The organism is Bacillus sp. F56, from assembly GCF_001748205.1.
Lineage (GTDB): Bacteria > Bacillota > Bacilli > Bacillales > Bacillaceae > Bacillus > Bacillus stercoris.
This window is the reverse complement of record NZ_BDFC01000006.1, coordinates 474003-497267: the sequence shown is the minus strand read 5'-3', so window position 1 is coordinate 497267 and position 23265 is coordinate 474003. Positions and strand designations below refer to the sequence as shown.

Here is a 23265-nt window from a genome sequence, read left to right as displayed (position 1 = left end):
ATATTCAAACAAAAATCCGGCAGTTCTGCTGAGAGAAAATTGCCGGATTTTTGATGCTGTTTATTGGCCGGGAACGGAATTTTCCGCGTTGACAGCGCCCGCTCCGTACACATTCGGATCTTCATCTTTCCATTTGTCCGTGCCGTTTTTCAAAAGCTCTTTCACTTCATCGGGTGAAAGATCCGGGTTTTGCTGGAGAATTAAAGCTGCGATTCCTGCGCAAATTGGTGTTGCCATCGAGGTTCCTGACATTGTGAAGTACTGAGATCCTACACGGCTTGACTTTTGAAGCTTATCAATATAGGAATTCGGAGAGCGAAGGGAAATAATATTAACACCCGGCGCTAAAATATCGGGCTTTTCTTTCCCGTATACTGTCGGACCGCGGCTTGAGAAGGAAGCGACCGTATCATCATCGCTGCTTGCAGTATCGTTATCGTCAAGCGCACCTACTGTAATCACCTTTTCGCTCACGCCCGGGCTTGCAATGGTCTGCGAATCAGGGCCTGAGTTTCCGGCAGCGACACAGACGACAATCCCTGCGTTCCACGCTTCTTCAACCGCTCTGACTAACGGATCTTCCTGTTCATTATCATATCTAAGGGCATCGCCCCCGAGCGACATACTCATAATATCAATCGGTTCATCAGGGTTGTCCTCATTGTATTGAATACACCACTCAACACCCTCTATAATATCTGCTAACGTTCCTGAACCCTGCTTGTTTAATACCTTTACGCCGATGAGATTGGCTTCCGGTGCGGGTCCGCGGTATTTTCCGGAAGAGGATGCGCCGCTGCTTGCGACATCACCTGCACAATGTGTGCCATGACCATTATCATCGTATGGCTCTGTTTTTTGATTGACCATGTCCGCGAACCCGATAATTCTGCCTTCTAAATCAGGATGCGGGTAGATTCCTGTATCGACAACAGCGACAGTAACGCCTTTTCCTGTCAGGGTTTTCCCGTTTCGGACGACTTCCCTCGCATGGCTTGCTTCAGTTGCCGTGTCTAAAAGTGCTTTGACTTCGCGGTTTAAATACACTTTACGGATATTGCTGCATTCAGAAAGAAGAGAATGTAATGCTGAGGGGGTAACCTCCGCACTGCAGCAGTTGATTTTGTTGAAGCGGGTTTTTAGCTTACTCCGTTTTTCTTTTTGCAGTACCTCCCCAGCCATTTGAATGCCGGTCTCGTGACAGCCTTCCTCAAATTCAATAATGACTGACATTCTTTTTCTGTTTTTCAATTTGGTTTCGAAAAAATTATGCAAGAAGCAAGGAGTCCATTTGAAGGGCTTGTAAAGCTGCAATACGGTTTCCCGTAACGGCCAATCTAGCTTATGAGCATTTGCTCTCACCATTTGTACCATAGAGTACCCAAACATGTATTTTCCTCCTATTATAAGGTTCTCTGTATACTCTATGAACAGATGATAGGTTTGGTAAGTTTGTTTGTCCTTTATAAGAGGCGGATAAGAGTTTGTTTTTATGAATCTTTCGTATTAGATACGATGGATGAGAGGTTGAGGAAATCATTGGGGATTGAAAAGGAACATTTGTTCGTATTATAATGTGGTCATATCAAACTGGAAGGGGAGAGCGGCTGTATGAATTTCTACTTACATCGATCTTTGGAAAGCCAAATGCCAATCAGCATTATATATATGAAGAAAGACGGAACAATTAGTAAAAGAACGATTATTGTAAGGCAGAAAAGCAAAACGAAAATCAAAGCATTTTGTTTTTCGAAACAACAGATCAGAACATTTTTATTGGACTCTATCCTCTCCTGTGACTTTGTGAGAACAAATAAGAAAAATCTTTATTTTGCAGGCCAGTAACAGGCGTCCGTCTAAGCAAACGGACAGCCTGTTACGAAAACCCTCCTTAAACCTATATACATTTATTTGCCAAGTGAGGTTGTTCCTACCTTTTTTGGCTTTCCTCTCAACCTTTTTTCACTCTTATTTGAAATGAACCGCTAATAACCGTGACAATCAATTGATTTTTTGAAACCGGGAACTTTTTCACTGATGATATCGTGTATACAATGGTAAGATAAAACCTATTGGCTAAACCTCATATAATGAACCGTGCCATTCTTATGAAAGGAGTTAAACATGAGAAGATTTTTACTAAATGTCATATTAGTCTTAGCCATTGTCTTGTTCTTGAGATATGTTCATTACTCATTAGAACCTGAACCATCAAATCAGCCAGATACATATTCAAATTTCAGCAGCTTGGCAGAGAATGAGAGTCCAGCCGATTACGATATTTCATATAATGAGAAAAAAGGAAGCAAAGTCTTAATTATGTCTCCGCATGGCGGTAGAATTGAAGGCGGAGTAAGTGAGCTTGTTCGGTATTTCAATCATGAATACTCTACATACCTGTTTGAAGGGCTGAAGTCCCACGATAACCAAACGCTGCATATTACAAGCACCAATTTTGATGAGCCATTAGCTAAAAAGAAAATCAAGGAGCATCAATATGTGGTGGCTTTTCACGGATATAAAGGGGAGAACAAGAATACCCTTGTAGGGGGAACGGATCGAAAGCGGGCAAAAATGATTGTGAGAGCTCTTGAGCGGAGAGGGTTTTCCGCTGAATTAGCGTCGTCTAAAAGCGGTCTCGCTGGATTGAATGCCGAAAACATTAACAACCAAGGAGAAACGGGGCTAAGTATACAGCTGGAAATCAGCCGCGAGCAGAGAGAAGCATTTTTTGATGATTTTTATTATAAAAATAGAAAATACACAAAGAACAGTGAATTTTATGCTTATGTCAGTGCGATCAAAGGTGTCCTGGAAAAAGAGTATTCGTAACAAGCAGATCAGAAGACAAAATACGAGAAGATCAGTAGACTGAAATAGGATGAACAAGGAGGCAAAACAATGGCAGATCATCATTTTTATTTAAAAGCGAACTGGCCGGGTAAACGCAATGATGTGGGTACGATCGAAAGCGGTAACCTGATCACATCGATTTCCATCCCTAAAGAAATGGATGGACCGGGAGAAGGGACCAACCCTGATGAAATGCTTCTCGGTGCGGCAGCGACCTGTTACATTATTACACTTGCAGCGATGATGGATAGAAGCGGGCTGGAAAAAGAAGACTTGCAGATGGAGTCAGAAGGTATTGTCGACGTCACGAAAGGAGTCTTTACATACAAAAAGATTATTCACCGTCCCTCTGTTGTGCTTAAACATGATGCTTCACAAGACGACATCGCGTTGGCACACAAGCTTTGTGAAAAAGCGGAGTCGTCATGCATGATTTCGCGTGCGATTCAAGGGAATGTCGAGCTGCAGCTTAAAGCCTCTGTAAAAGCGGGGGGAGAATAATGAAAACAGACGGTTACTCACAGACCGTCTGTTTTTTATCTTCAGCGTGGGCTTTCGACTGATTTAGCACAACCACGCCCGCAATGACGAGCGTGAGACCGAATATTCCCTTTAAACTGATGGTTTCGCCAAAAAGCAAAAAACCGACAATGGCTGTAAGCGCGGTACCAACGCCCGACCATGTTGCGTACGCGCTTGATAAGTCAATTGTTTTTAAAGAAAAGCTTAGAAAAGTAAAAGCGGAAAGAAATCCGACTACGACTCCGGCAATGGGCCAGGCCTGTGTAAATCCTTCTGAAAGCTTCAGCATCGTGCTTCCAAACACTTCAGATAAAATGGCGAGAGCCAAATAAAGCAATCCTTTCATCATCCTCACTCCTTTACTGCCAGTTAAGTAATATGACCCCTGATATTAATAAAAGAATCCCGAAAAGCCCTTTCGCATTCAGTTCTTCCTTGAACCATTTCACTCCGATTACTGTCGTCAGCACCGTTCCCGCCCCGCTCCAAGTCGCATAGGAGAGGCTTAGGGGAATATGGTTTAACGTCAGTGACAGCATATAAAAGGCGAGGGAATAGCCAATGACGACCAAGGCACTCGGCTTCCACTTTTTGAAGCCATCAGATACTTTCAGCATGGCTGCCCCTATCGATTCCGAACATATGGCAATCGTGAGGAATATATATCCTATTAACATCTTAAATTCTCCTCACTATATTTTTAGATTAGAAAAGAGCTTCAGCTAGAAAAATATTAGTGTAAGCCTATGTATGAGTCAAGAGATTCATTTTTACACACTTAAAAAGACCCCTTTTTAAGGGGTCTTTTGCGATTAATAATAATAAGGGAACGGGGCATACGGATAATAGGGGTATCCGCCATACAAATAAGGATTAAATAAAGCGCTTCCTATAAGCCCGCCTGCAAGGCCGCCGATAAACGGGCCTCCAAAAAATCCGAATGGCCGGCCAAACCCAAATCCATAGCCAAATCCGGGTCTTCCAAACCCGTAACCGAATCCGAAAGGTCTTCCAAATCCAAATGGTCTCCCGAATCCAAAAGGTCTTCCAAATATTCTTGTATCTTCAGGACTGAAATTCTCTAACTCGTTCATGTTTTCTTTCCTCCTGTAATAAAGTGTAGATGATGCAGTGTATTCAGCCTGCCCGGATTTGATTGGGCGAATTAAGGAAAAAAGAGGATGTGAACACATTGGGCCTGTATCAGTCTGACTGGTCGAAAGCACCGCCCCACGCACATGCTTATCATGTCAAAACATCGAGGGAACAGGGCCATTATCATCTGATTGAAGGGTTTACTCAGCCCGCAAACGGATCAAATACCGATCAGCATACACATTACTATACAGGGATCACTTCATTTGAAAACGGCCATTTTCATCGGTATTACGGAATCTCAGGGCCGGCGATTCCTTTATCAGATGGCACACATTATCATGAAATCGAAGAAACGACGTATCTGGCCTATAACAAGCCGGTTGAGATCCAGTACGGAGGGGTTGTTTATGCTCCTGGAGATGACGAAAGAAAAACGCACCGTCATACCCTGAAAGGACAGACAAGGGAAATTGTCGGCAATGAGCCGCTCGGCTGGTAGAAGGATGTTTACCGATGCAAAAAAAGGGCAAAATGGATAGGTGGTTGTCCATGTTGAATGCTATAATGGGAGGAGATTTATAAAAGAGAGTGATACATATTGAATAATACGAAGCAGCCCGTTGTCATTTTAGTCGGACCGACGGCAGTGGGGAAAACCAATTTAAGTATTCAGCTAGCCAAATCCTTAAACGCGGAAATTATCAGCGGAGATTCAATGCAGATTTATAAAGGGATGGATATTGGAACAGCTAAAATTACCGAACAGGAGATGGAGGGAGTTCCTCATCATCTGATTGACATTTTAGAACCCCAAGACTCCTTCTCTACCGCCGATTATCAAAGCTTAGTAAGAAATAAAATCAGCGAGATTGCAAATAGAGGAAAGCTTCCGATGATTGTCGGCGGTACAGGGCTATATATACAATCTGTGCTATACGATTATACATTTACGGAAGAGGCAAATGATCCTGCGTTTCGAGAGAGCATGCAAATCGCTGCTGAACGGGAAGGCGCTGACTTTCTTCATGCCAAACTTGCTGCAGCAGATCCCGAGGCGGCAGCTGCGATTCATCCCAATAATACAAGAAGAGTCATTCGCGCGCTGGAAATTTTACATACATCCGGAAAAACGATGTCGCAGCATTTGAAGGAACAAAAACGAGAACTTCTGTACAATGCAGTGTTAATCGGGCTGACAATGGATAGAGACACGCTTTACGAAAGAATTAACCGGCGGGTCGATATGATGATGGAGGCAGGTCTGCTTCCGGAAGTGAAACACTTGTACGACAAGAACGTGAGAGACTGTCAATCGATACAGGCGATAGGCTATAAAGAGCTTTATGCATATTTTGACGGTTTTGTGACACTTTCCGATGCTGTTGAACAACTAAAGCAGAATTCAAGACGGTATGCGAAACGCCAGCTGACGTGGTTTCGCAATAAAATGCAAGTTACATGGTTCGATATGACACCGCCAGTTGATATGGAGCTGAAAAAAAAGGAAATTTTCACACATATAGCAGGAAAACTCGAACTTTAATCGAAACTGTATGATATAGAGAATCAAGGAGGACGAAACATGAAACCGATTAATATTCAGGATCAGTTTTTGAATCAAATCCGGAAAGAAAATACGTATGTCACTGTTTTTTTGCTGAACGGCTTTCAGTTGCGGGGCCAGGTGAAAGGCTTTGATAACTTTACCGTTTTGCTGGAATCGGAAGGTAAGCAGCAGCTTATATATAAACATGCGATCTCTACGTTTGCGCCGCAAAAAAACGTCCAGCTTGAACTCGAATAGATCAAAAAATGCCATGTCAAGACATAAGGAGGCTGCCGGGGGATTCTCGGCAGCCATTTTTAACATGTAAATCCACTTTTGATCCAAACTTTTTTGTGTAAGCTGACCATGCCAAGGCACGGTCTTTTTTTATGAGAACAACATACTAAAGAAAAAATGGTATATTATGTATAAATATGAACTTAGGGAGTGACGCGACCTTGTTTGAAAGTGAAGCAGAACTGAGACGAATCAGGATCGCCCTTGTGTGGATTGCTGTTTTTTTACTGTTCGGGGCGTGCGGGAGTCAAGATACCATCATTGAAACAGACAGCGGCAATTCAGACTATGAAACGCCTCAGCCAACCTCATTTCCGCTTGAACATAATCATTTTGGCGTGATGGAGGACGGCTATATCAAAATTTATGAGTATAATGAGTCCCGCAATGAGGTAAAGCTGAAGAAAGAGTACGCGGATGATGAGCTTGAATAAAATTCACAAGCATTCGAATTTACAAAGCGGATGCCAGCCGCTAAACTAAATACAGACACAGATCAAACAGAGGGTGAAAAAATGAAGCATAAAGTGATCGTGAATCATTGGGAAGAAATTTGCGAAGATGATTCTTGCTATGAATACGGAACAAGTATCATTGTGAACGGAAAAGAATTAATCAGAGAAGCGTCAATTATCACTGCTTTGAAGGCGGTTTTAGAAGAGATCGGCGCGGATGTTGAAATAGAAGAAACAGTAGAGAGCGAAAAATGCTGTGATAGCTTAAGAAAAAAAAATCTAGACTACTAAGCAGTTTTTTTTCATGTTATGATAAACATCGGCTAAAAAACGACACCCCGAGTAGGACGAGAGATGATTCTCGTTCTGCTCTCTTTTTTGGGCCCTAATGAGTCTGTCCATTTGCCTGATTTGATCAAAATATGAATTTTTCATAAAAACAAATCTATATATTGTGTTTTTGCTAGAGGGTAGTATACTATATATAGTGTTAGTGATGAGAGATTCATATTTTTTGATAGGTCGTGATAAAACGTGGTACAAATCATATTTGATTCGAAAACAGGGAATGTTCAGCGGTTTGTGAATAAAATAGGCTTTCAGCAGATACGCAAGGTGGACGAAATAGACCACGTGGACACTCCGTTTGTTTTGGTCACCTACACGACAAACTTCGGTCAGGTACCGGCATCAACACAATCATTTCTCGAAAAATACGCCCATCTCTTATTAGGAGTCGCTGCGAGCGGCAATAAAGTATGGGGCGATAACTTTGCAAAAAGCGCCGATACCATTTCTAGACAATATCAGGTGCCGATCTTGCACAAATTTGAACTCAGCGGCACATCTAAAGACGTTGAATTGTTTACTCAGGAGGTAGAAAGAGTTGTCACAAAATCAAGTGCCAAAATGGATCCAGTTAAATAACGAAATCATGATCCAAAAAGATGGAAAATTCCAGTTTGATAAGGATAAAGAGGCTGTACATAGCTATTTTGTAGACTATATCAATCAAAACACAGTTTTCTTTCACGATTTAAAAGAGAAGCTGGATTATTTGATTGAAAACCAATACTACGAAGAGGAATTCTTAAGCCTTTATTCTTTTGAAGACATTAAAGAAGTGTTTAAGACAGCTTACGCTAAGAAGTTTCGTTTTCCTTCCTTCATGAGTGCGTTTAAATTCTATAATGACTATGCTTTGAAAACGAATGACAAGAAAAAAATCCTCGAGCGTTATGAGGACCGGATCTCAATTGTTGCGCTGTTCTTCGCCAACGGCGACACTGAGAAAGCAAAAGAATATGTGAACCTGATGATCAATCAGGAATATCAACCGAGCACACCGACATTTTTGAATGCCGGCAGAAAACGCCGCGGAGAACTTGTCAGCTGCTTCTTGCTGGAAGTCAATGATTCCTTAAACGATATCTCAAGAGCGATCGATATCTCCATGCAGCTTTCTAAACTGGGCGGCGGGGTTTCTCTTAACCTGTCCAAGCTCCGTGCGAAAGGTGAAGCCATTAAAGATGTTGAAAATGCGACAAAAGGCGTTGTAGGCGTCATGAAGCTTCTTGATAACGCGTTCCGTTACGCTGACCAAATGGGGCAAAGACAAGGATCCGGCGCGGCGTACTTAAACATTTTCCACCGCGATATCAATGATTTTCTTGATACGAAAAAGATTTCTGCGGATGAAGATGTGCGTGTCAAAACGCTTTCTATCGGTGTTGTCATTCCGGATAAGTTCGTTGAGCTTGCACGTGAGGACAAAGCGGCTTATGTATTCTATCCGCACACGATTTATAAAGAATACGGCCAGCACATGGATGAGATGGACATGAACGAAATGTACGACAAATTTGTCGACAACCCTCGGGTCAAAAAGGAAAAAATTAATCCGCGGAAACTGCTTGAAAAACTGGCGATGCTTCGTTCTGAATCAGGCTATCCATACATCATGTTCCAAGATAACGTGAACAAAGTGCATGCGAATAACCATATTTCCAAGGTGAAATTTTCTAACCTTTGCTCTGAAGTGCTGCAGGCATCTCAAGTGTCTTCATACACAGACTATGATGTAGAAGATGAAATCGGTTTGGATATTTCCTGCAACCTGGGCTCACTTAACATTCTCAACGTTATGGAGCATAAATCTATCGAAAAAACAGTCAAGCTTGCGACAGACTCTTTAACACATGTGTCTGAAACGACTGACATCCGTAATGCGCCTGCTGTAAGACGTGCAAACAAAGCGATGAAATCAATTGGTCTCGGCGCTATGAACCTTCACGGTTACCTTGCGCAAAACGGCATTGCGTATGAAAGCCCGGAAGCGCGTGACTTTGCAAACACGTTCTTTATGATGGTGAACTTCTACTCCATCCAGCGTTCTGCGGAAATCGCAAAAGAGAAAGGCGAAACGTTTGATCAATATGAAGGCTCAACCTATGCGACGGGTGAATACTTCGATAAATACGTTTCCGCTGATTTCTCACCGAAATACGAAAAAATCGCCAATCTGTTTGAAGGTATGCATATCCCGACAACAGAGGACTGGAAACAGCTAAAAGCATTTGTCGCTGAACACGGTATGTATCACAGCTACAGATTATGCATTGCGCCGACAGGCTCTATCTCATACGTGCAATCAAGTACGGCGTCTGTTATGCCGATTATGGAACGAATTGAAGAAAGAACATACGGCAACTCAAAAACGTATTACCCAATGCCTGGGCTTGCATCTAATAACTGGTTCTTCTATAAAGAAGCCTACGATATGGACATGTTCAAGGTTGTAGATATGATCGCGACTATCCAACAGCACATTGATCAGGGCATCAGCTTCACATTGTTCTTAAAAGACACAATGACGACCCGTGATTTAAACCGAATCGATCTGTATGCACATCATAGAGGAATTAAAACCATTTACTATGCAAGAACGAAAGATACTGGGCAAGACAGCTGCCTTTCTTGTGTTGTTTGATTAAAGGAGAGTTTATAGTGACAAAAATTTATGACGCAGCAAACTGGTCAAAGCATGAAGACGATTTTACCCAAATGTTCTATAACCAAAACGTAAAACAGTTCTGGCTTCCGGAAGAGATTGCTTTAAACGGCGATCTCCTCACATGGAAGTACCTCGGAAAAAATGAGCAGGACACTTATATGAAGGTACTTGCCGGACTTACGCTTCTTGATACAGAGCAAGGGAATACGGGGATGCCGATCGTGGCTGAACACGTAGACGGCCATCAGCGGAAAGCTGTGCTGAACTTTATGGCGATGATGGAGAACGCTGTCCATGCGAAATCGTACTCTAATATCTTCATGACCCTTGCACCGACTGAAACGATCAACGAAGTATTCGAATGGGTTAAACAAAATAAATATTTGCAGAAAAAAGCGCAAATGATTGTCGGGCTTTACAAAGCCATTCAAAAAGATGATGAAATTTCACTGTTCAAAGCGATGGTTGCTTCCGTCTATCTGGAAAGCTTCCTTTTCTACAGCGGTTTCTATTATCCGTTATATTTCTACGGACAAGGAAAACTGATGCAAAGCGGTGAGATCATTAACCTGATTCTTCGTGATGAAGCGATTCACGGTGTGTATGTCGGTCTCCTTGCTCAGGAAATTTATAATAAACAGACAGAAGAGAAAAAAGCAGAGCTTCGTGAATTTGCGATCGACCTTCTGAATGAGTTATATGAAAATGAGCTTGAGTATACAGAGGACTTGTACGATCAAGTCGGACTCTCACACGATGTAAAGAAATTCATCCGCTATAATGCAAATAAAGCGCTCATGAACCTTGGATTTGATCCATACTTCGAAGAGGAAGACATTAATCCGATCGTTTTAAACGGATTAAATACAAAAACTAAATCGCATGACTTCTTCTCCATGAAGGGGAACGGTTATAAAAAAGCGACAGTTGAGCCGCTCAAAGATGATGACTTTTATTTTGAAGATGAAAAAGAGCAGATATAATATCTGCTCTTTTCGGCTTGAAGGTTAAATGAGGAGGACGCAGTACCCATGGGAAAAATGGACGAAATGATTTTAGTCGCCCCGCGTGATGATGTGTTTAAGAAAGAAAGCTTAACCTTCCAGGGCGTGTACAGTGAAGATAGCAGAGTAGCAGAAATCATGGCTCAGATTGAAGCTGCCTATCGTGAAATGAGAAGGGGAGACGCGGAAGAAGATCCGCGTTTCAAGCAGCCGATACCTTATGTCGTTATCAAGCGCGAAGATGAAGTCTTCCTTTACGAGCGGCTGGCTGGCGGCGGTGAATCACGCCTGCACAACAAACTTTCTCTCGGCTTTGGCGGCCATATGAACGCGATCGAAGAGGCAGCTTCATTTGCTGAAGTCTTAAAGCTGAACACAGACCGTGAGCTTGAGGAAGAACTGCAAATAAATGAAGAAGATAAACAGGCGATTGTCACACTGGGATTGATCAATGATGATGAAAACAGTGTCGGTAAAGTGCATATCGGTATTCTTTCTGCGCTTCAATTAAAGCCAGGCGCACAAGTGGAAGTGAAAGAGAGAGAACAAATTGCGGGTAAATGGATGAAAGTTTCTGAATTAAAACAGAGTGATATCTATAACCGTCTGGAAACATGGTCACAGTTTGTTGTTGATATTCTTGAATAAAAAAACCCGGTTTCTCGTGATGAGGAGCCGGGTTTTTTTATGAGACGCTCGTCCCCGTCTCGACTATGATTCCAGAATCACGATAGCGTCAAAGCCGGTATTTCTCGCTCTGGCAGCGAGAGTGTCCGCATTGTCTTTGGATGAAAATGCGCCAATCTGCACTTTGTATAATCCATCCTTTAAAAGGACAATCGAGTCAAACCCTTTAGCTTCGGCGCTCCTTGCCAGCGAGTCCGCATTCGCTTTTACTTTAAATGCACCGATTTGAACCTTATATAACCCTGTGCTGGAAGTCTTTTTAAGGTTAAAGGCTTGCTCCAGCCCGTTTGCATGCCCTCTTGCTAAGCTTTGAATAAAGCTGCTTGTTTTCAGTTTGTTTGCATCGGCAACGGTATCAAGGAAGCCGTTTTCGGTCAATAGGGCAGGCATGGCCGACTCCCTTAGGACGTGGAAGTTGGCTGTTTTTTTGCCGCGATCGGCAAAGTCGACTGATTGTATCACTTCAGAGTGAATTGTCGATTGATAAGACGTCGTTGGGGCACCTACACCTGGATAAATGTAGCTTTCAAAACCTGTGCCTCCACCGGAATTAACGTGAATGGATAAAAAGAAATCTGCTCCCCAGTTATTTGCGGCAGATGTGCGGTCATTTAAGCTGACATATTGGTCGCTTGTCCGGCTCAGCAGCAAAGAAATACCTTCATATTCATTAGTCAATATCGTACGTAAGGCAAAAGCGATTTGCAGAGTTAACGTTTTTTCTTGAAGGCCATTTCCTGTTGCGCCAGGATCAGACCCGCCATGGCCAGGATCAATAAAAATTTTAACCATTCTTCATCACCTCATTACAGGATATGAAAAAACACGGCTTCTGCTTGTACGATTATCATTTATCTGAAAAATGAGGAAATACCCCTTCAACATCCGGAAATTATTTCTCGGGAAAGCGCAAAATTCAACATGAAGCGACAACTGATACGGTCTGAAATGAAATATGTGCATATGTCAGATGTTAGTGAGTATTATGGGTTCGATTCTATCTGCACTGATTCCTGCTGATTTTAAGCTGTGCTTTCATTTTAAAAGCATGCATTTAGATATGAGAGCGCCGTTCATTTTGAAAAAAGGAAGGGATGGGTCATGAAAGATATCACTAGAAGAAAAAGAAAACACCTTCGCAGGGATCTTCGGGCGGATGATACGCTTTGCACAAAAAACAGCTCGTTTGAATGAAAAAAGGATTAACAATGTTTCTAACGTGAAGGGAGAAAAGTAGATATTACTCTAATAAAATGATTAAAAACAAAATCTCATGGTTTGTCCACCCAATGTTCGTGAATACAATAAGAAATAAAGTATTTCTCGGGAAAGCGCAGGATTCCTTATCGTTCCCGAAAAAAGCAACTGATTCGACACATGATAGGCGTTTGTCACAATCGGCATCCGCTTGAATATCATATAGAGAGAACAGAGAGGTGAAGATGTTGGAGCGCGCTGTGACTTATAAAAACAACGGACAGATCAACATTATTCTGAACGGGCAAAAGCAGGTGCTGACGAATGCTGAGGCAGAGGCGGAGTATCAGGCTGCATTGCAAAAAAACGAAGCAAAGCACGGCATTTTGAAGGAAATTGAAAAAGAGATGAGCGCATTAGTTGGGATGGAGGAAATGAAACGCAACATCAAGGAAATATACGCCTGGATTTTTGTGAACCAAAAACGCGCGGAGCAAGGCTTGAAGGTGGGAAAACAAGCACTGCACATGATGTTTAAAGGAAATCCGGGAACGGGAAAAACGACGGTTGCACGGCTGATCGGCAAGCTGTTCTTTGAAATGAATGTCCTGTCAAAAGGCCACTTAATCGAAGCGGAGCGAGCTGATCTGGTCGGGGAATATATTGGACACACCGCCCAAAAGACGAGAGATTTAATCAAAAAGTCATTAGGCGGCATTTTGTTTATAGACGAAGCCTATTCGCTGGCAAGAGGCGGCGAAAAGGACTTTGGGAAAGAAGCGATCGACACACTTGTAAAACATATGGAAGACAAACAGCATGAGTTTATTTTGATACTCGCCGGATATTCTCGGGAAATGGATCATTTTCTCTCGCTAAACCCGGGTCTCCAATCAAGATTTCCCATCTCCATTGATTTTCCGGATTATTCTGTGACCCAGCTCATGGAGATTGCGAAACGAATGATTGATGAAAGGGAATACCAGCTCAGTCAAGAAGCGGAATGGAAATTGAAAGATTACTTAATGACAGTGAAAAGCACGACAAGTCCCATTAAATTCAGCAATGGACGTTTTGTCAGAAATGTGATCGAAAAATCGATCAGAGCACAAGCCATGAGGCTTTTAATGGGAGACCAATACTTAAAAAGCGACTTGATGACAATCAAAAGCCAAGATCTTTCCATTAAAGAAGAAGCATCTGGATCTGTATAGACCTCTCAGTTTTTGAGAGGTCTGTTTTTTGATTGTATTTCTGCTTTTCAAAGCAATCGATTTGTGGTATACACATGCAGGGTTTGGTATGATAATACTACTGCCCAATATGCAAAAGAAAGGAACATCCATTTGAACGAACAAGAAACGATTCAGGAGAAAGCCATTTTAGTCGGATGTCAGCTGCCGCATATCACGGATGAGCATTTTGAAAATTCTATGGAAGAGCTAGCCTCTCTGACAAAAACAGCAGACGGAAAAGTATTGACCAGCGTCACGCAAAAACGGAACAGGGCTGACGCCGCTACATATATAGGAAAAGGGAAGGTAGAGGAGCTGAAGGCGCTGGTGGAAGAGCTTGAAGCTGATCTCCTCATTTTTAATGATGAACTGTCGCCAAGCCAGCTAAAGTCATTGGCAACAGCAATCGAAGTGAAGATGATTGACCGCACGCAATTGATATTAGATATTTTCGCAAAGCGGGCGAGAACAAGAGAAGGCAAACTTCAAATTGAGCTGGCTCAGCTGCAATATGCACTGCCGCGTTTGACGGGACAAGGGATCAACCTCTCCCGGCAAGGCGGAGGAATTGGTGCCAGAGGTCCCGGAGAAACGAAATTGGAGACCGACCGCCGCCATATCAGAAATCGCATTCATGAAATCAACACACAGCTTTCAACTGTCATTCGTCATAGAAGCCGATATCGAGAAAGAAGGAAGAAAAACGGTGTGCTTCAAATTGCGCTTGTCGGCTATACAAACGCGGGGAAATCAACATGGTTCAACCGCCTGACGAGTGCTGACAGCTATGAAGAAGACCTCCTGTTTGCCACGCTGGACCCGATGACGAGAAAGATGGTCCTGCCAAGCGGCTACAGTGTTCTTCTTTCAGATACAGTAGGATTTATTCAGGATCTTCCAACGACATTGATTGCTGCATTCCGGTCAACGCTTGAGGAAGTAAAAGAAGCAGATTTGATCCTGCATTTAATTGATTCTTCAAATGAGGATTATGTGGGACATGAAAAAACAGTCCTTCGTCTGCTTGAGGAACTTGAAGCAGACGATATCCCGATGCTCACGGCTTACAATAAACGTGATCAAAGACTGCCTGATTTTATACCGTCCGCCGGAAGGGATCATATTATGGTCAGTGCGAAATTTGAGGACGACGATGAAACCTTTAAAGAAGCGATTCAGCGCTATTTGCGCAAAGAGCTGTTAACGTCTTTTGAAGCACATGTGCCGGCAAGTGAAGGGAAGCTCCTTTCCAGAATCAAATCGGAAACGATGGTAGACCGCTTCTATTTTAATGAAGAAAATGAACGGTATGATATATCGGGCTATGTCCAAGAAGAGCAAAGTATCATCGGTGAATTAAAGAAGTATATGTAGGAAGGAAATATAAAGACATGTTTGACACATTAACACACGGAGAATTACTCAAAAAAACGGCAATGGAAGTGGAAGCGGACATTGCCGGGGTTCATAAACAAATAGAAGAAATCAGCGAGCGCAATGAATGGAGAGTGCTTCAAAGCTATAGAAAACACAAAGTAAGCGACACGCATTTCACGCCGTCTACTGGATACGGCTACGATGATATCGGAAGAGACACGCTTGAAAGCATATATGCGGATGTGTTTGGCGGAGAAGCGGGGCTTGTAAGGCCGCAAATCATTTCAGGCACACATGCCATCTCGATTGCTTTGTTTGGTGTCCTCAGACCGGGGGACGAGCTCCTTTATATAACGGGCAAGCCGTATGATACGTTAGAGGAAATTGTGGGCGTCAGAGGCGGAGAAAACGCTGGATCATTAAAGGATTTTCAAATCGGCTACAATGCGGTTGATCTGACGGAAGACGGAAGGATAGACTACGATGCAGTTGCCGCTGCGATTAATCCGAAAACCAAAGTAATCGGCATTCAGCGCTCAAAAGGGTATGCTAATCGCCCTTCTTTCTTAATTAGTGAAATAAAAGAAATGATCCGTTTTGTAAAAGAAATCAATGAAAACTTGATCGTCTTTGTGGACAACTGTTACGGAGAATTTGTGGAAGAGCTTGAGCCTTGCCATGTCGGAGCCGACCTGATGGCTGGATCTCTTATTAAAAATCCCGGCGGCGGTCTTGCGAAAACAGGCGGTTACCTTGTTGGAAAAGCGAAATGGATTGAAGCTTGCTCATACCGTATGACATCACCTGGCATCGGCAGAGAAGCAGGGGCGTCTCTTTACTCGCTCCAAGAAATGTATCAAGGATTCTTTTTGGCCCCTCACGTTGTGTCTCAAAGTCTAAAGGGAGCGGTGTTTACAGCGAGATTCCTTGAAAAGCTCGGCTTCACTTCAAACCCGAAATGGGATGCGAAAAGAACGGATTTAATACAATCCGTTGAGTTTTCTGACAGAGAAAAGATGATTGCTTTTTGCCAGGCTATTCAATTTGCATCGCCAATCAATGCCCATGTGACGCCTTATCCGGCCTATATGCCGGGATACGAGGATGATGTCATTATGGCAGCAGGCACATTTATTCAAGGAGCAAGCATCGAATTATCAGCTGATGGCCCTATTCGCCCGCCGTATGTAGCGTATGTTCAGGGAGGATTAACCTATTCGCATGTGAAGAATGCCATATGCAGTGCGGTAGACTCATTGATGGAAAAGCAATTAATTTAAATTTTTTTAAAATTTCTTTGGATTTTGATGTTAAGAATCCTTACATCGTATTGACACAAAATATAACATCACCTATAATGAAACTAAGTTAAGAAAAGGAGGAAATTGAGATGAGTGATAATATTCGCCGCTCAATGCCTTTATTTCCAATAGGAATTGTCATGCAGTTAACGGAGTTATCAGCAAGACAAATTCGATATTATGAGGAAAATGGACTGATATTTCCAGCCAGAAGTGAAGGGAATAGACGATTATTTTCATTTCATGATGTAGATAAACTGTTAGAAATCAAGCACCTGATAGAACAAGGTGTAAACATGGCAGGAATTAAACAGATTCTGGCGAAGGCGGAAGCCGAGCCGGAGAAGAAACAAAATGAGAAGACGAAAAAACCAATGAAACATGATCTGTCTGATGACGAACTGAGACAGCTCCTGAAAAACGAGCTTATGCAAGCCGGCCGTTTTCAAAGAGGGAATACATTCCGTCAAGGCGACATGTCCCGCTTCTTTCATTAATCCGTTAGCAACTGTTTTGCTATATACATTTACCTTTTAAGAGGAGGAATTTTACCAAATGGCAAAGTACACTAGAGAAGATATCGAAACATTAGTAAAAGAAGAAAACGTGAAGTATATCCGTCTTCAATTTACTGACATTCTTGGAACAATCAAGAATGTTGAGATTCCTGTAAGCCAGCTTGGAAAAGCGCTTGATAATAAAGTCATGTTTGACGGTTCTTCTATTGAGGGATTCGTTCGTATCGAAGAGTCAGACATGTACCTGTATCCAGATCTAAATACATTTGTTATCTTCCCATGGACAGCTGAAAAAGGTAAAGTAGCACGTTTCATCTGTGATATTTATAATCCGGATGGCACACCTTTCGAAGGTGACCCGCGAAACAACTTAAAACGGATTCTGAAAGAAATGGAAGACCTCGGCTTCAGCGATTTCAACCTTGGACCTGAGCCTGAATTCTTCTTATTCAAATTAGACGAAAAAGGCGAGCCAACGCTTGAACTAAACGACAAAGGCGGATATTTCGACTTAGCTCCAACTGACTTAGGAGAAAACTGCCGCCGCGATATCGTGCTTGAGCTTGAAGAGATGGGCTTTGAAATCGAAGCGTCTCACCACGAAGTAGCACCTGGTCAGCACGAAATCGACTTTAAATATGCTGGAGCAGTCCGCTCTTGTGATGACATCCAAACATTTAAACTAGTTGTTAAAACAATTGCCCGCAAACACGGCCTGCATGCGACATTTATGCCAAAACCATTGTTCGGTGTGAACGGTTCAGGTATGCACTGCAATCTATCACTCTTCAAAAATGGTGTTAATGCATTCTTTGACGAAAACGCAGATCTTCAGCTAAGTGAAACAGCGAAACACTTTATTGCAGGTATCGTGAAGCACGCAACAAGCTTTACAGCAGTAACAAACCCGACAGTAAACTCTTACAAACGTCTTGTTCCTGGCTATGAAGCACCTTGTTATGTAGCATGGAGCGCGCAAAACAGAAGCCCGCTTATCCGTATCCCGGCTTCCCGCGGCATCAGCACACGTGTTGAAGTACGCAGCGTAGACCCAGCTGCAAACCCATACCTTGCACTTAGCGTATTGCTTGCTGCAGGATTAGATGGAATCAAAAACAAACTGGAAGCGCCAGCTCCAATCGACCGCAACATCTATGTGATGAGCAAAGAAGAGCGCATGGAAAACGGAATCGTTGACCTTCCAGCAACACTTGCAGAAGCACTAGAAGAATTCAAATCAAACGAAGTCATGGTCAAAGCGCTGGGCGAGCACCTATTCGAACACTTCATCGAAGCAAAAGAAATCGAATGGGATATGTTCCGCACACAAGTTCACCCTTGGGAACGCGAACAGTATATGTCTCAGTATTAATCTCTCAATCCCTTGGCACTATTGGTGTCAGGGGATTTTTTGATTAGTTAAACAATTTAATAATTTAATATAGATCCTGTAACACCAGACAAAAGGACGAGGAATAACGGCATTGACGGCGTGTATGGTCTGAAAACAGCAAATGCAGTCAAACGGTTCCAGTCAGTATGTGGCCTGACTGCATTTATGGACCTAAGACTAAAGCGAAAATTGAAGCGAAATTGAATTAATAAAAGAAGCCCTTCTTAAAAGAGGGCTCTTTTTCTAACTATGTTGTTTTAAGGTGTTTTCTAATTTGTTCAGTGACTTGCTTAAGCCATTTTAAGGGTGTTATATCATCTTCAGGAAAGTATATACCATCCGCTGCTCCCTCTATAAATTCATTCTTGTCTTCTTCTGAATAATCACTATTTAAAAACTCAGTTAGTACTATTAAATCTCTTTCTTTTAGCTTTTGTGATGCTTCATTTAGATATTCATTAAGAGCATCTTCAGGAGATTCTATATCTTGGTGGAAATGTCCGCCGAGAAATCTAAATACAGGATCAGAAACTTTAATTTCAATCATTGCTTATATAGCCTCTTTTATTTCTATAATTACTTTTTTCAACCATTGTAAAGGAGTTAAATCGATTGCCGGAAAATAAATCTCCGTATATGATTTTATAAAACTTTCTTTCTCTTGATCAGATATGTTTTCATTTAAAAACTCTTCACAAAATTTTATTGTGAAAACTAAGCATTCTTTACTTGATTCAGCTATAAATTCTTTCAGAGCTTGTTCTGGTGAACCCATGTCCTGGTGAAATGTTCCTTCTAAAAAATCACTTAATTCTTCCAGAGTATCATAATTCTCGTACATTGTTATTCAGAACTCCTTTTATTTTGTAGGATAGCCAGTTAAAATAAATTCCCCATTTTTACTCTTTTTCAATACTATTGTAGCATTGGTAGCATCCTTAGCAACATTTGAACCTTTTTCTACTCTTCTGCCGAGAACTTCTCCATCACCTTTGTATCTTAAAGGAAGAGTACGTCTACTGTTAGGATTAGAGAGCCATTTTTTTATTTTAGTAATGTTTTTTGGATCACTTAGAACTGAACTGGCGACTTTTTCTGCAGTAGCTCTATCTTTAAATGAAGAAGACCCAGAGATTTTTGTATCTTTTATTAAACGTTGAAATAATTCGCCATCAGTCTTCCCGACATGTCTTTCTATAAGATGTCCGCCTTTTGCTTCATGAGCAGCTAATCCACCGCCAGGTGCGAGAGGGGTACTATCACCTTGTTTGACATTACCTGTACCCATGTTGTTAGAACTTTCAGATCTTCTGAGAACACTCTCTTTTTTATCTTCCACAATACTTTTTAGCAGCGGAGTATTTTTCACATTAATGGTATTCTCAGCATCTTGAAGGATTCCTTCTAATGCAGGAGTATACCGGTTAACAGGAGATTTGACAAACTGTTTTACAGACTTTCCACCTTTCTTAATTGTATCACTAGCTGTTTTCCCAACTTTAGCAAGATCCTTCGAGCCTGTTGAGACAGAGGACTTTCCACCTTTCAATAATAGAAGACTTCCGCCCAAATAAGTAACATAGTGCAGCCGTGTGTATGCATCCCCGTGAATCATTTTTGTATCCCAATTATCCTTCAATGTGTCGACCATACTTTGAAAGGCAGCTTGATAGTCGTATTCCAGAACTGTATCAAGCACTTTTTGAGGATCCTTGTTTAAGTTGTCAATTGTCCAACCGATATTCCATCCGAATTGAATGGCTCCTTTACCGGTATCCTTGGCAAGATCGTATAAACCAACAATCGCACCCTTGGCGCCATCACCTATGATTTGCAACACTTCTTTTCCGTTATCCATGAAAGCTTTACGCTGTTCAAGAAATGAAACAAATTCAAGCTGTTCAGGGGTAAGATTCTCATAGCCGACCTTCTTGGCAATTTCTAAGTATTCATCCGGATCTGTCACTCCATCAGCTAGCTTCTTCTTCAATTCTTTGATTTCTCGTTCTTTTTCTTCCTTCTTCTTAATCGTCAAATAAGCTTCAGTACGTTTTTCAATATCGGCCTTTTTTTTATGTATGTCACTTTCACGGTACGCCTTGGCGTTGTAGTGAATGGGTGTGGCGTTCTTCCCTTTGCCTGTGGATTCCTCAAGCTTTTGGAAGTCCTTCTTGATGAATTGCTCGTTTGGCTCTGACTGGGCATATTCAGTAACAAGTGCTTCGTCCACGCTACCTAGTTTGTCGACTGTTTTTTTGCGCTTGTCCTCCGCATTGGCGAGTTCGTCTTTGAAGTTTTCTGTCGAGAACAAATCAAGCGGAAGTATATCGTCAATATCATTTAAGATATCCTTCATGGCTTTCTTTTGTTCTGACATAATAGATTTTGATTTTGTGTAGGCGTTGGCCAGTTCGTGTTCTAAGAAGGATTCTTCTATATATGCATCAGATAAGCTGGCGTCCTCTAGAGTGCCTGAAATGCTTGTCAAGAAAGCAATTTTCATATCAAGTAAGTCAATCCAATTGTCAGCTACACCTGCGTGATCTTGGTAAAATGCTTTAATGTTGTCGGCGCCTTTGCCGGAAAACTCACTGTCATCCAAATCAGCTACAGCTTTAAAAGCCTTTTTTAGATTGACCATCTGACTTCTTAATTCCTTGTATTCTTTTGCACGTTTATCTGCTTCAGAAAGCAGTGATTTGGCTTCAAATACTTTCATGATCATATCCTTTCGTTTGAATAGCTCCAACAAGATTTTACCATGGGAAAATGAAGAAACAGACACGGATGTGATTCAAAAGTGAGAAATGATTAATTTGATCTGTGTCATTTTACCTATCTGAATTAATTGAAGACCGTTTACGCAGTCAGGCGGTTCCAGTCCGTGCATGGATATCGCATAACAAAAATAGCCCTTTAGCACCTTACTTTTTTTAAAAAATGATGAAAACAGCAAGGGGAGATAATATGGCATTACTACGCTTTATAAGTTTATATGGAATAGCCATCATTATACTGATGGTCATAGCGAATTTTGCTCCTTTTTTGGCGATGCCATTATACTATGTTGCCATGGCTACATTAGTCTTTCTGATTGTTTATCTGATATATCATTATTCCCAAAAGTTTAGAGGGAGGAAAAAGTAAACAAGCAAAAAGAATTCCAAATATATTTTTGCGCAAACTTTGCACAAAAATATTGTTATAAATCCTATTAAATCAATGATTTAATAGGGGTGATTAACTCCCTCCTAGGTAGTAAGCATATTATTCATAAAACATGCTTTTGACCAAAATTAAGACCAAAATTTGACCAAAAAAATTAACTAATCATACTTAATGTATTACAAATCTAAACGAATGAATTTGCTGAAACGCTTGATAAGTAAGGGTTTTGATTGTTATAGATTAGCTCTTTTATCTAAAGAATCATGTTCCGCACACAAGTTCACCCTTGGGAGCGCGAACAGTATATGTCTCAGTATTAATCTCTCAATCCCTTGGCACTATTGGCGTCAGGGGATTTTTAAATTTTGGTCATAAGATTAAAAGATCGATATTTTTGGTCCTTGACCAAAATAAGACCAAAAAAATTTGAAGTTATGAATCTAACTCCAATTGTGGCAAATATCGTAGATACAATCCTCAATCTGAACGGTGTCCTGACATTTGGAACCGTTCTTTTAATGAGGGACTTTCCATTACGAAGAGCCTTGCACAGATTGGCGTTAAGATTCCGCCTGCCATTACTGATCGTCTTCACGTAATCGAAAGTGACAACGAACAAACAAACGAAAAAGATGAACAGGCTGCTGGGTAACCCGGCGGCTTTTTCTATATCAAAAATAAAGGAGAGAACACTTATGACAATCAAAGTGAAAAAGAATATTGTATCAGAAGCTAAATACGGTTTGGAATGCCCGAATCACATGGGCGCTAAATACATCACCATTCACAACACGGCAAACGACGCGTCAGAAAAGCTGGCTATTAAATTTGTGGCGCAGCTGCTTAAAGAACGGATCGTGTCCGCAAATATCAAGACTGGAACGGCAAGTATTGTCCGCACCGTATTTTGTCAGAGGGAAGAGGGGACGAGGTTAAGGCTGCCATCGAAGCAGAATTGAAGGCTTTGGGAGGGAATACAACTTCTAAACTGTCATCATCTGCATCTAAAGCTTCCGGGGGCACTTACACAGTTAAAAAAGGCGATACTCTTTCCAAAATTGCAAAAGAGCATGGGGTAGGTGTGGCAAACCTTCAGAGCTGGAATAACATTAAAGACCCGAATAAAATCACAGTTGGACAAAAGTTAAAGCTCGCAGGCTCAACCACTTTAAGCACTAAACCAAGCAACAAAAAAAACGACATATGTGCTGCCTTCGGGCATCTATAAAGTCACAAGCCCTATGCGAAAAGGGGATGACGTAAGGCAGATTCAAAAAGCGCTGGCTGCTCTTTGTTTCTACCCGGATAAAGGGGCGAAGAATAACGGCATTGATGGCGTTTATGGTCCGAAAACAGCAAATGCAGTCAAGCGGTTTCGGTTAGTGAATGGTCTGACTGCTGATGGCATTTAGGGGCCGAAAACAAAAGCGGAAATTGAAAAGCTTTTAAAATAAGTTTGTAAATTGACGAGTTTAAAAAATCTCGTATTTTTGTACCAATAAGAATAAAAAGGATGATTTAAGCATAAAAATCAACCCTCGATGAATAAACCGGGAGTTTTTTTATGCAAAAAAAGAAAGCCTATTAGATCAGACTTTTGC

General features: G+C 41.7%; 25 protein-coding genes and 3 pseudogenes. 20 read left to right on the top strand and 8 right to left on the bottom strand.

The genetic code is table 11. The features are described 5' to 3' along the window. Nucleotides 1-60: 60 nt before the first annotated feature. A complete protein-coding gene (gene aprX / locus BFW96_RS10935; RefSeq protein WP_069839422.1) occupies nt 61-1389 on the bottom strand; it encodes a serine protease AprX in 1329 nt (442 codons plus the stop codon). A gap of 222 nt (nt 1390-1611) precedes the next feature. On the opposite strand from aprX, the gene BFW96_RS10930 reads away from it, so the two are divergent. The 3 genes from BFW96_RS10930 to BFW96_RS10920 all read left to right on the top strand — a co-directional run bounded on the left by BFW96_RS10930 (nt 1612) and on the right by BFW96_RS10920 (nt 3354). Next, the gene (locus BFW96_RS10930; protein ID WP_014664054.1) at nt 1612-1845 is read left to right on the top strand and encodes a hypothetical protein; all 234 of its coding nucleotides are present in this window, start codon (nt 1612-1614) and stop codon (nt 1843-1845) included. Nucleotides 1846-2124: 279 nt separating this feature from the next. Next, nucleotides 2125-2832: a poly-gamma-glutamate hydrolase family protein gene (locus BFW96_RS10925; protein ID WP_014664055.1), complete on the top strand. Its 708-nt coding sequence runs from the start codon at nt 2125-2127 to the stop codon at nt 2830-2832. A gap of 69 nt (nt 2833-2901) precedes the next feature. After that, nucleotides 2902-3354, top strand: a complete 453-nt coding sequence (locus BFW96_RS10920; protein ID WP_069839421.1) for an OsmC family protein — start codon at nt 2902-2904, stop codon at nt 3352-3354. 13 nt (nt 3355-3367) lie between these two features. On the opposite strand, the gene ebrB is transcribed toward BFW96_RS10920, so the two are convergent. The 3 genes from ebrB to BFW96_RS10905 all read right to left on the bottom strand — a co-directional run bounded on the left by ebrB (nt 3368) and on the right by BFW96_RS10905 (nt 4469). Further along, nucleotides 3368-3721 carry a multidrug efflux SMR transporter subunit EbrB gene (gene ebrB, locus BFW96_RS10915; protein ID WP_069149626.1) on the bottom strand — a complete coding sequence of 118 codons (354 nt, stop codon included), beginning with the start codon at nt 3719-3721 and terminating at the stop codon, nt 3368-3370. A 13-nt stretch (nt 3722-3734) separates the two neighbouring features. Beyond that, nucleotides 3735-4052 (bottom strand): multidrug efflux SMR transporter subunit EbrA, encoded by a 318-nt coding sequence (gene ebrA, locus BFW96_RS10910; protein ID WP_083252861.1) that lies wholly within the window; start codon nt 4050-4052, stop codon nt 3735-3737. 135 nt (nt 4053-4187) lie between these two features. Next, a complete protein-coding gene (locus tag BFW96_RS10905; protein ID WP_014664059.1) occupies nt 4188-4469 on the bottom strand; it encodes a hypothetical protein in 282 nt (93 codons plus the stop codon). An 89-nt stretch (nt 4470-4558) separates the two neighbouring features. Between BFW96_RS10905 and BFW96_RS10900 the strand changes: the two genes are divergently transcribed. The 9 genes from BFW96_RS10900 to BFW96_RS10860 all read left to right on the top strand — a co-directional run bounded on the left by BFW96_RS10900 (nt 4559) and on the right by BFW96_RS10860 (nt 11436). Continuing rightward, on the top strand, nt 4559-4972 hold the full coding sequence (locus tag BFW96_RS10900; RefSeq protein ID WP_083252860.1) for a YmaF family protein: 414 nt from the start codon (nt 4559-4561) through the stop codon (nt 4970-4972). Between the two features lie 99 nt (nt 4973-5071). Continuing rightward, nucleotides 5072-6016 carry a tRNA (adenosine(37)-N6)-dimethylallyltransferase MiaA gene (miaA, locus tag BFW96_RS10895; protein ID WP_069839419.1) on the top strand — a complete coding sequence of 315 codons (945 nt, stop codon included), beginning with the start codon at nt 5072-5074 and terminating at the stop codon, nt 6014-6016. Between the two features lie 39 nt (nt 6017-6055). Further along, nucleotides 6056-6277 (top strand): RNA chaperone Hfq, encoded by a 222-nt coding sequence (gene hfq / locus BFW96_RS10890; protein WP_003221097.1) that lies wholly within the window; start codon nt 6056-6058, stop codon nt 6275-6277. Nucleotides 6278-6477: 200 nt separating this feature from the next. Next, entirely contained in the window at nt 6478-6750 is a 273-nt protein-coding gene (locus BFW96_RS10885; RefSeq protein WP_040083098.1) for a YmzC family protein, read from the top strand. A gap of 81 nt (nt 6751-6831) precedes the next feature. Continuing rightward, complete coding sequence (locus BFW96_RS10880; RefSeq protein WP_003245262.1) at nt 6832-7062, top strand: hypothetical protein; 231 nt, start codon at nt 6832-6834, stop codon at nt 7060-7062. Nucleotides 7063-7305: 243 nt separating this feature from the next. Further along, nucleotides 7306-7698, top strand: a complete 393-nt coding sequence (gene nrdI, locus BFW96_RS10875; protein ID WP_040083097.1) for a class Ib ribonucleoside-diphosphate reductase assembly flavoprotein NrdI — start codon at nt 7306-7308, stop codon at nt 7696-7698. Further along, nucleotides 7658-9760 (top strand): class 1b ribonucleoside-diphosphate reductase subunit alpha, encoded by a 2103-nt coding sequence (nrdE, locus tag BFW96_RS10870; RefSeq protein WP_014664065.1) that lies wholly within the window; start codon nt 7658-7660, stop codon nt 9758-9760. Before nrdI ends, nrdE begins: the two co-directional genes overlap by 41 nt. Before the next feature lie 17 nt (nt 9761-9777). Then, nucleotides 9778-10767 carry a class 1b ribonucleoside-diphosphate reductase subunit beta gene (gene nrdF / locus BFW96_RS10865; protein WP_014664066.1) on the top strand — a complete coding sequence of 330 codons (990 nt, stop codon included), beginning with the start codon at nt 9778-9780 and terminating at the stop codon, nt 10765-10767. Between the two features lie 48 nt (nt 10768-10815). Continuing rightward, nucleotides 10816-11436 carry a hypothetical protein gene (locus BFW96_RS10860; RefSeq protein WP_069839418.1) on the top strand — a complete coding sequence of 207 codons (621 nt, stop codon included), beginning with the start codon at nt 10816-10818 and terminating at the stop codon, nt 11434-11436. A 63-nt stretch (nt 11437-11499) separates the two neighbouring features. Here the strand turns inward: BFW96_RS10860 and cwlC are convergent, their stop codons facing one another. Continuing rightward, nucleotides 11500-12267 (bottom strand): sporulation-specific N-acetylmuramoyl-L-alanine amidase, encoded by a 768-nt coding sequence (cwlC, locus tag BFW96_RS10855; RefSeq protein WP_069839417.1) that lies wholly within the window; start codon nt 12265-12267, stop codon nt 11500-11502. Nucleotides 12268-12917: 650 nt separating this feature from the next. Between cwlC and spoVK the strand changes: the two genes are divergently transcribed. The 6 genes and pseudogenes from spoVK to BFW96_RS21080 form a co-directional block, all read left to right on the top strand. Next, complete coding sequence (gene spoVK / locus BFW96_RS10850; RefSeq protein ID WP_069839416.1) at nt 12918-13886, top strand: stage V sporulation protein K; 969 nt, start codon at nt 12918-12920, stop codon at nt 13884-13886. A 132-nt stretch (nt 13887-14018) separates the two neighbouring features. Next, on the top strand, nt 14019-15281 hold the full coding sequence (gene hflX, locus BFW96_RS10840) for a GTPase HflX (RefSeq protein WP_069839414.1): 1263 nt from the start codon (nt 14019-14021) through the stop codon (nt 15279-15281). A gap of 17 nt (nt 15282-15298) precedes the next feature. Further along, the gene (locus BFW96_RS10835; protein ID WP_014664074.1) at nt 15299-16564 is read left to right on the top strand and encodes a methionine gamma-lyase family protein; all 1266 of its coding nucleotides are present in this window, start codon (nt 15299-15301) and stop codon (nt 16562-16564) included. Nucleotides 16565-16674: 110 nt separating this feature from the next. Then, on the top strand, nt 16675-17082 hold the full coding sequence (gene glnR, locus BFW96_RS10830; RefSeq protein ID WP_014664075.1) for a transcriptional repressor GlnR: 408 nt from the start codon (nt 16675-16677) through the stop codon (nt 17080-17082). Nucleotides 17083-17140: 58 nt separating this feature from the next. Beyond that, the gene (glnA, locus tag BFW96_RS10825) at nt 17141-18475 is read left to right on the top strand and encodes a type I glutamate--ammonia ligase (RefSeq protein ID WP_014664076.1); all 1335 of its coding nucleotides are present in this window, start codon (nt 17141-17143) and stop codon (nt 18473-18475) included. An 84-nt stretch (nt 18476-18559) separates the two neighbouring features. Next, nucleotides 18560-18705: pseudogene (locus BFW96_RS21080) on the top strand (peptidoglycan-binding domain-containing protein); the annotation flags it as partial. A gap of 38 nt (nt 18706-18743) precedes the next feature. On the opposite strand, the gene BFW96_RS10820 reads toward BFW96_RS21080, so the two are convergent. From BFW96_RS10820 to BFW96_RS10810, 3 genes are read right to left on the bottom strand one after another with little or no spacing between them, the layout of a single operon-like run. Beyond that, nucleotides 18744-19043 (bottom strand): contact-dependent growth inhibition system immunity protein, encoded by a 300-nt coding sequence (locus BFW96_RS10820; RefSeq protein ID WP_069839413.1) that lies wholly within the window; start codon nt 19041-19043, stop codon nt 18744-18746. Nucleotides 19044-19046: 3 nt separating this feature from the next. Beyond that, nucleotides 19047-19337, bottom strand: a complete 291-nt coding sequence (locus tag BFW96_RS10815) for a contact-dependent growth inhibition system immunity protein (RefSeq protein WP_069839412.1) — start codon at nt 19335-19337, stop codon at nt 19047-19049. An 18-nt stretch (nt 19338-19355) separates the two neighbouring features. Continuing rightward, nucleotides 19356-21215: a ribonuclease YeeF family protein gene (locus tag BFW96_RS10810; RefSeq protein ID WP_069839411.1), complete on the bottom strand. Its 1860-nt coding sequence runs from the start codon at nt 21213-21215 to the stop codon at nt 19356-19358. 898 nt (nt 21216-22113) lie between these two features. On the opposite strand from BFW96_RS10810, the pseudogene BFW96_RS21875 reads away from it, so the two are divergent. Further along, nucleotides 22114-22316, top strand: a pseudogene (locus tag BFW96_RS21875) (phage holin family protein); the annotation flags it as partial. A 43-nt stretch (nt 22317-22359) separates the two neighbouring features. After that, nucleotides 22360-23076 (top strand): annotated as a pseudogene (locus BFW96_RS10800) (LysM peptidoglycan-binding domain-containing protein). The last annotated feature ends 189 nt before the right edge of the window (nt 23077-23265 follow it).

Bases quoted from the DNA above. Each gene is read 5' to 3' on its own strand.
- BFW96_RS10860 (WP_069839418.1), top strand. From the start codon at position 10,816: ATGGGAAAAATGGACGAAATGATTTTAGTCGCCCCGCGTGATGATGTG.
- BFW96_RS10925 (WP_014664055.1), top strand. From the start codon at position 2,125: ATGAGAAGATTTTTACTAAATGTCATATTAGTCTTAGCCATTGTCTTG.
- spoVK (WP_069839416.1), top strand. From the start codon at position 12,918: ATGTTGGAGCGCGCTGTGACTTATAAAAACAACGGACAGATCAACATT.
- BFW96_RS10820 (WP_069839413.1), bottom strand. From the start codon at position 19,043: ATGATTGAAATTAAAGTTTCTGATCCTGTATTTAGATTTCTCGGCGGA.
- BFW96_RS10835 (WP_014664074.1), top strand. From the start codon at position 15,299: ATGTTTGACACATTAACACACGGAGAATTACTCAAAAAAACGGCAATG.
- BFW96_RS10815 (WP_069839412.1), bottom strand. From the start codon at position 19,337: ATGTACGAGAATTATGATACTCTGGAAGAATTAAGTGATTTTTTAGAA.
- hfq (WP_003221097.1), top strand. From the start codon at position 6,056: ATGAAACCGATTAATATTCAGGATCAGTTTTTGAATCAAATCCGGAAA.
- glnR (WP_014664075.1), top strand. From the start codon at position 16,675: ATGAGTGATAATATTCGCCGCTCAATGCCTTTATTTCCAATAGGAATT.
- BFW96_RS10905 (WP_014664059.1), bottom strand. From the start codon at position 4,469: ATGAACGAGTTAGAGAATTTCAGTCCTGAAGATACAAGAATATTTGGA.
- BFW96_RS10920 (WP_069839421.1), top strand. From the start codon at position 2,902: ATGGCAGATCATCATTTTTATTTAAAAGCGAACTGGCCGGGTAAACGC.
- ebrB (WP_069149626.1), bottom strand. From the start codon at position 3,721: ATGAAAGGATTGCTTTATTTGGCTCTCGCCATTTTATCTGAAGTGTTT.
- glnA (WP_014664076.1), top strand. From the start codon at position 17,141: ATGGCAAAGTACACTAGAGAAGATATCGAAACATTAGTAAAAGAAGAA.
- aprX (WP_069839422.1), bottom strand. From the start codon at position 1,389: ATGTTTGGGTACTCTATGGTACAAATGGTGAGAGCAAATGCTCATAAG.
- BFW96_RS10810 (WP_069839411.1), bottom strand. From the start codon at position 21,215: ATGAAAGTATTTGAAGCCAAATCACTGCTTTCTGAAGCAGATAAACGT.
- BFW96_RS10930 (WP_014664054.1), top strand. From the start codon at position 1,612: ATGAATTTCTACTTACATCGATCTTTGGAAAGCCAAATGCCAATCAGC.
- cwlC (WP_069839417.1), bottom strand. From the start codon at position 12,267: ATGGTTAAAATTTTTATTGATCCTGGCCATGGCGGGTCTGATCCTGGC.
- ebrA (WP_083252861.1), bottom strand. From the start codon at position 4,052: ATGTTAATAGGATATATATTCCTCACGATTGCCATATGTTCGGAATCG.
- BFW96_RS10880 (WP_003245262.1), top strand. From the start codon at position 6,832: ATGAAGCATAAAGTGATCGTGAATCATTGGGAAGAAATTTGCGAAGAT.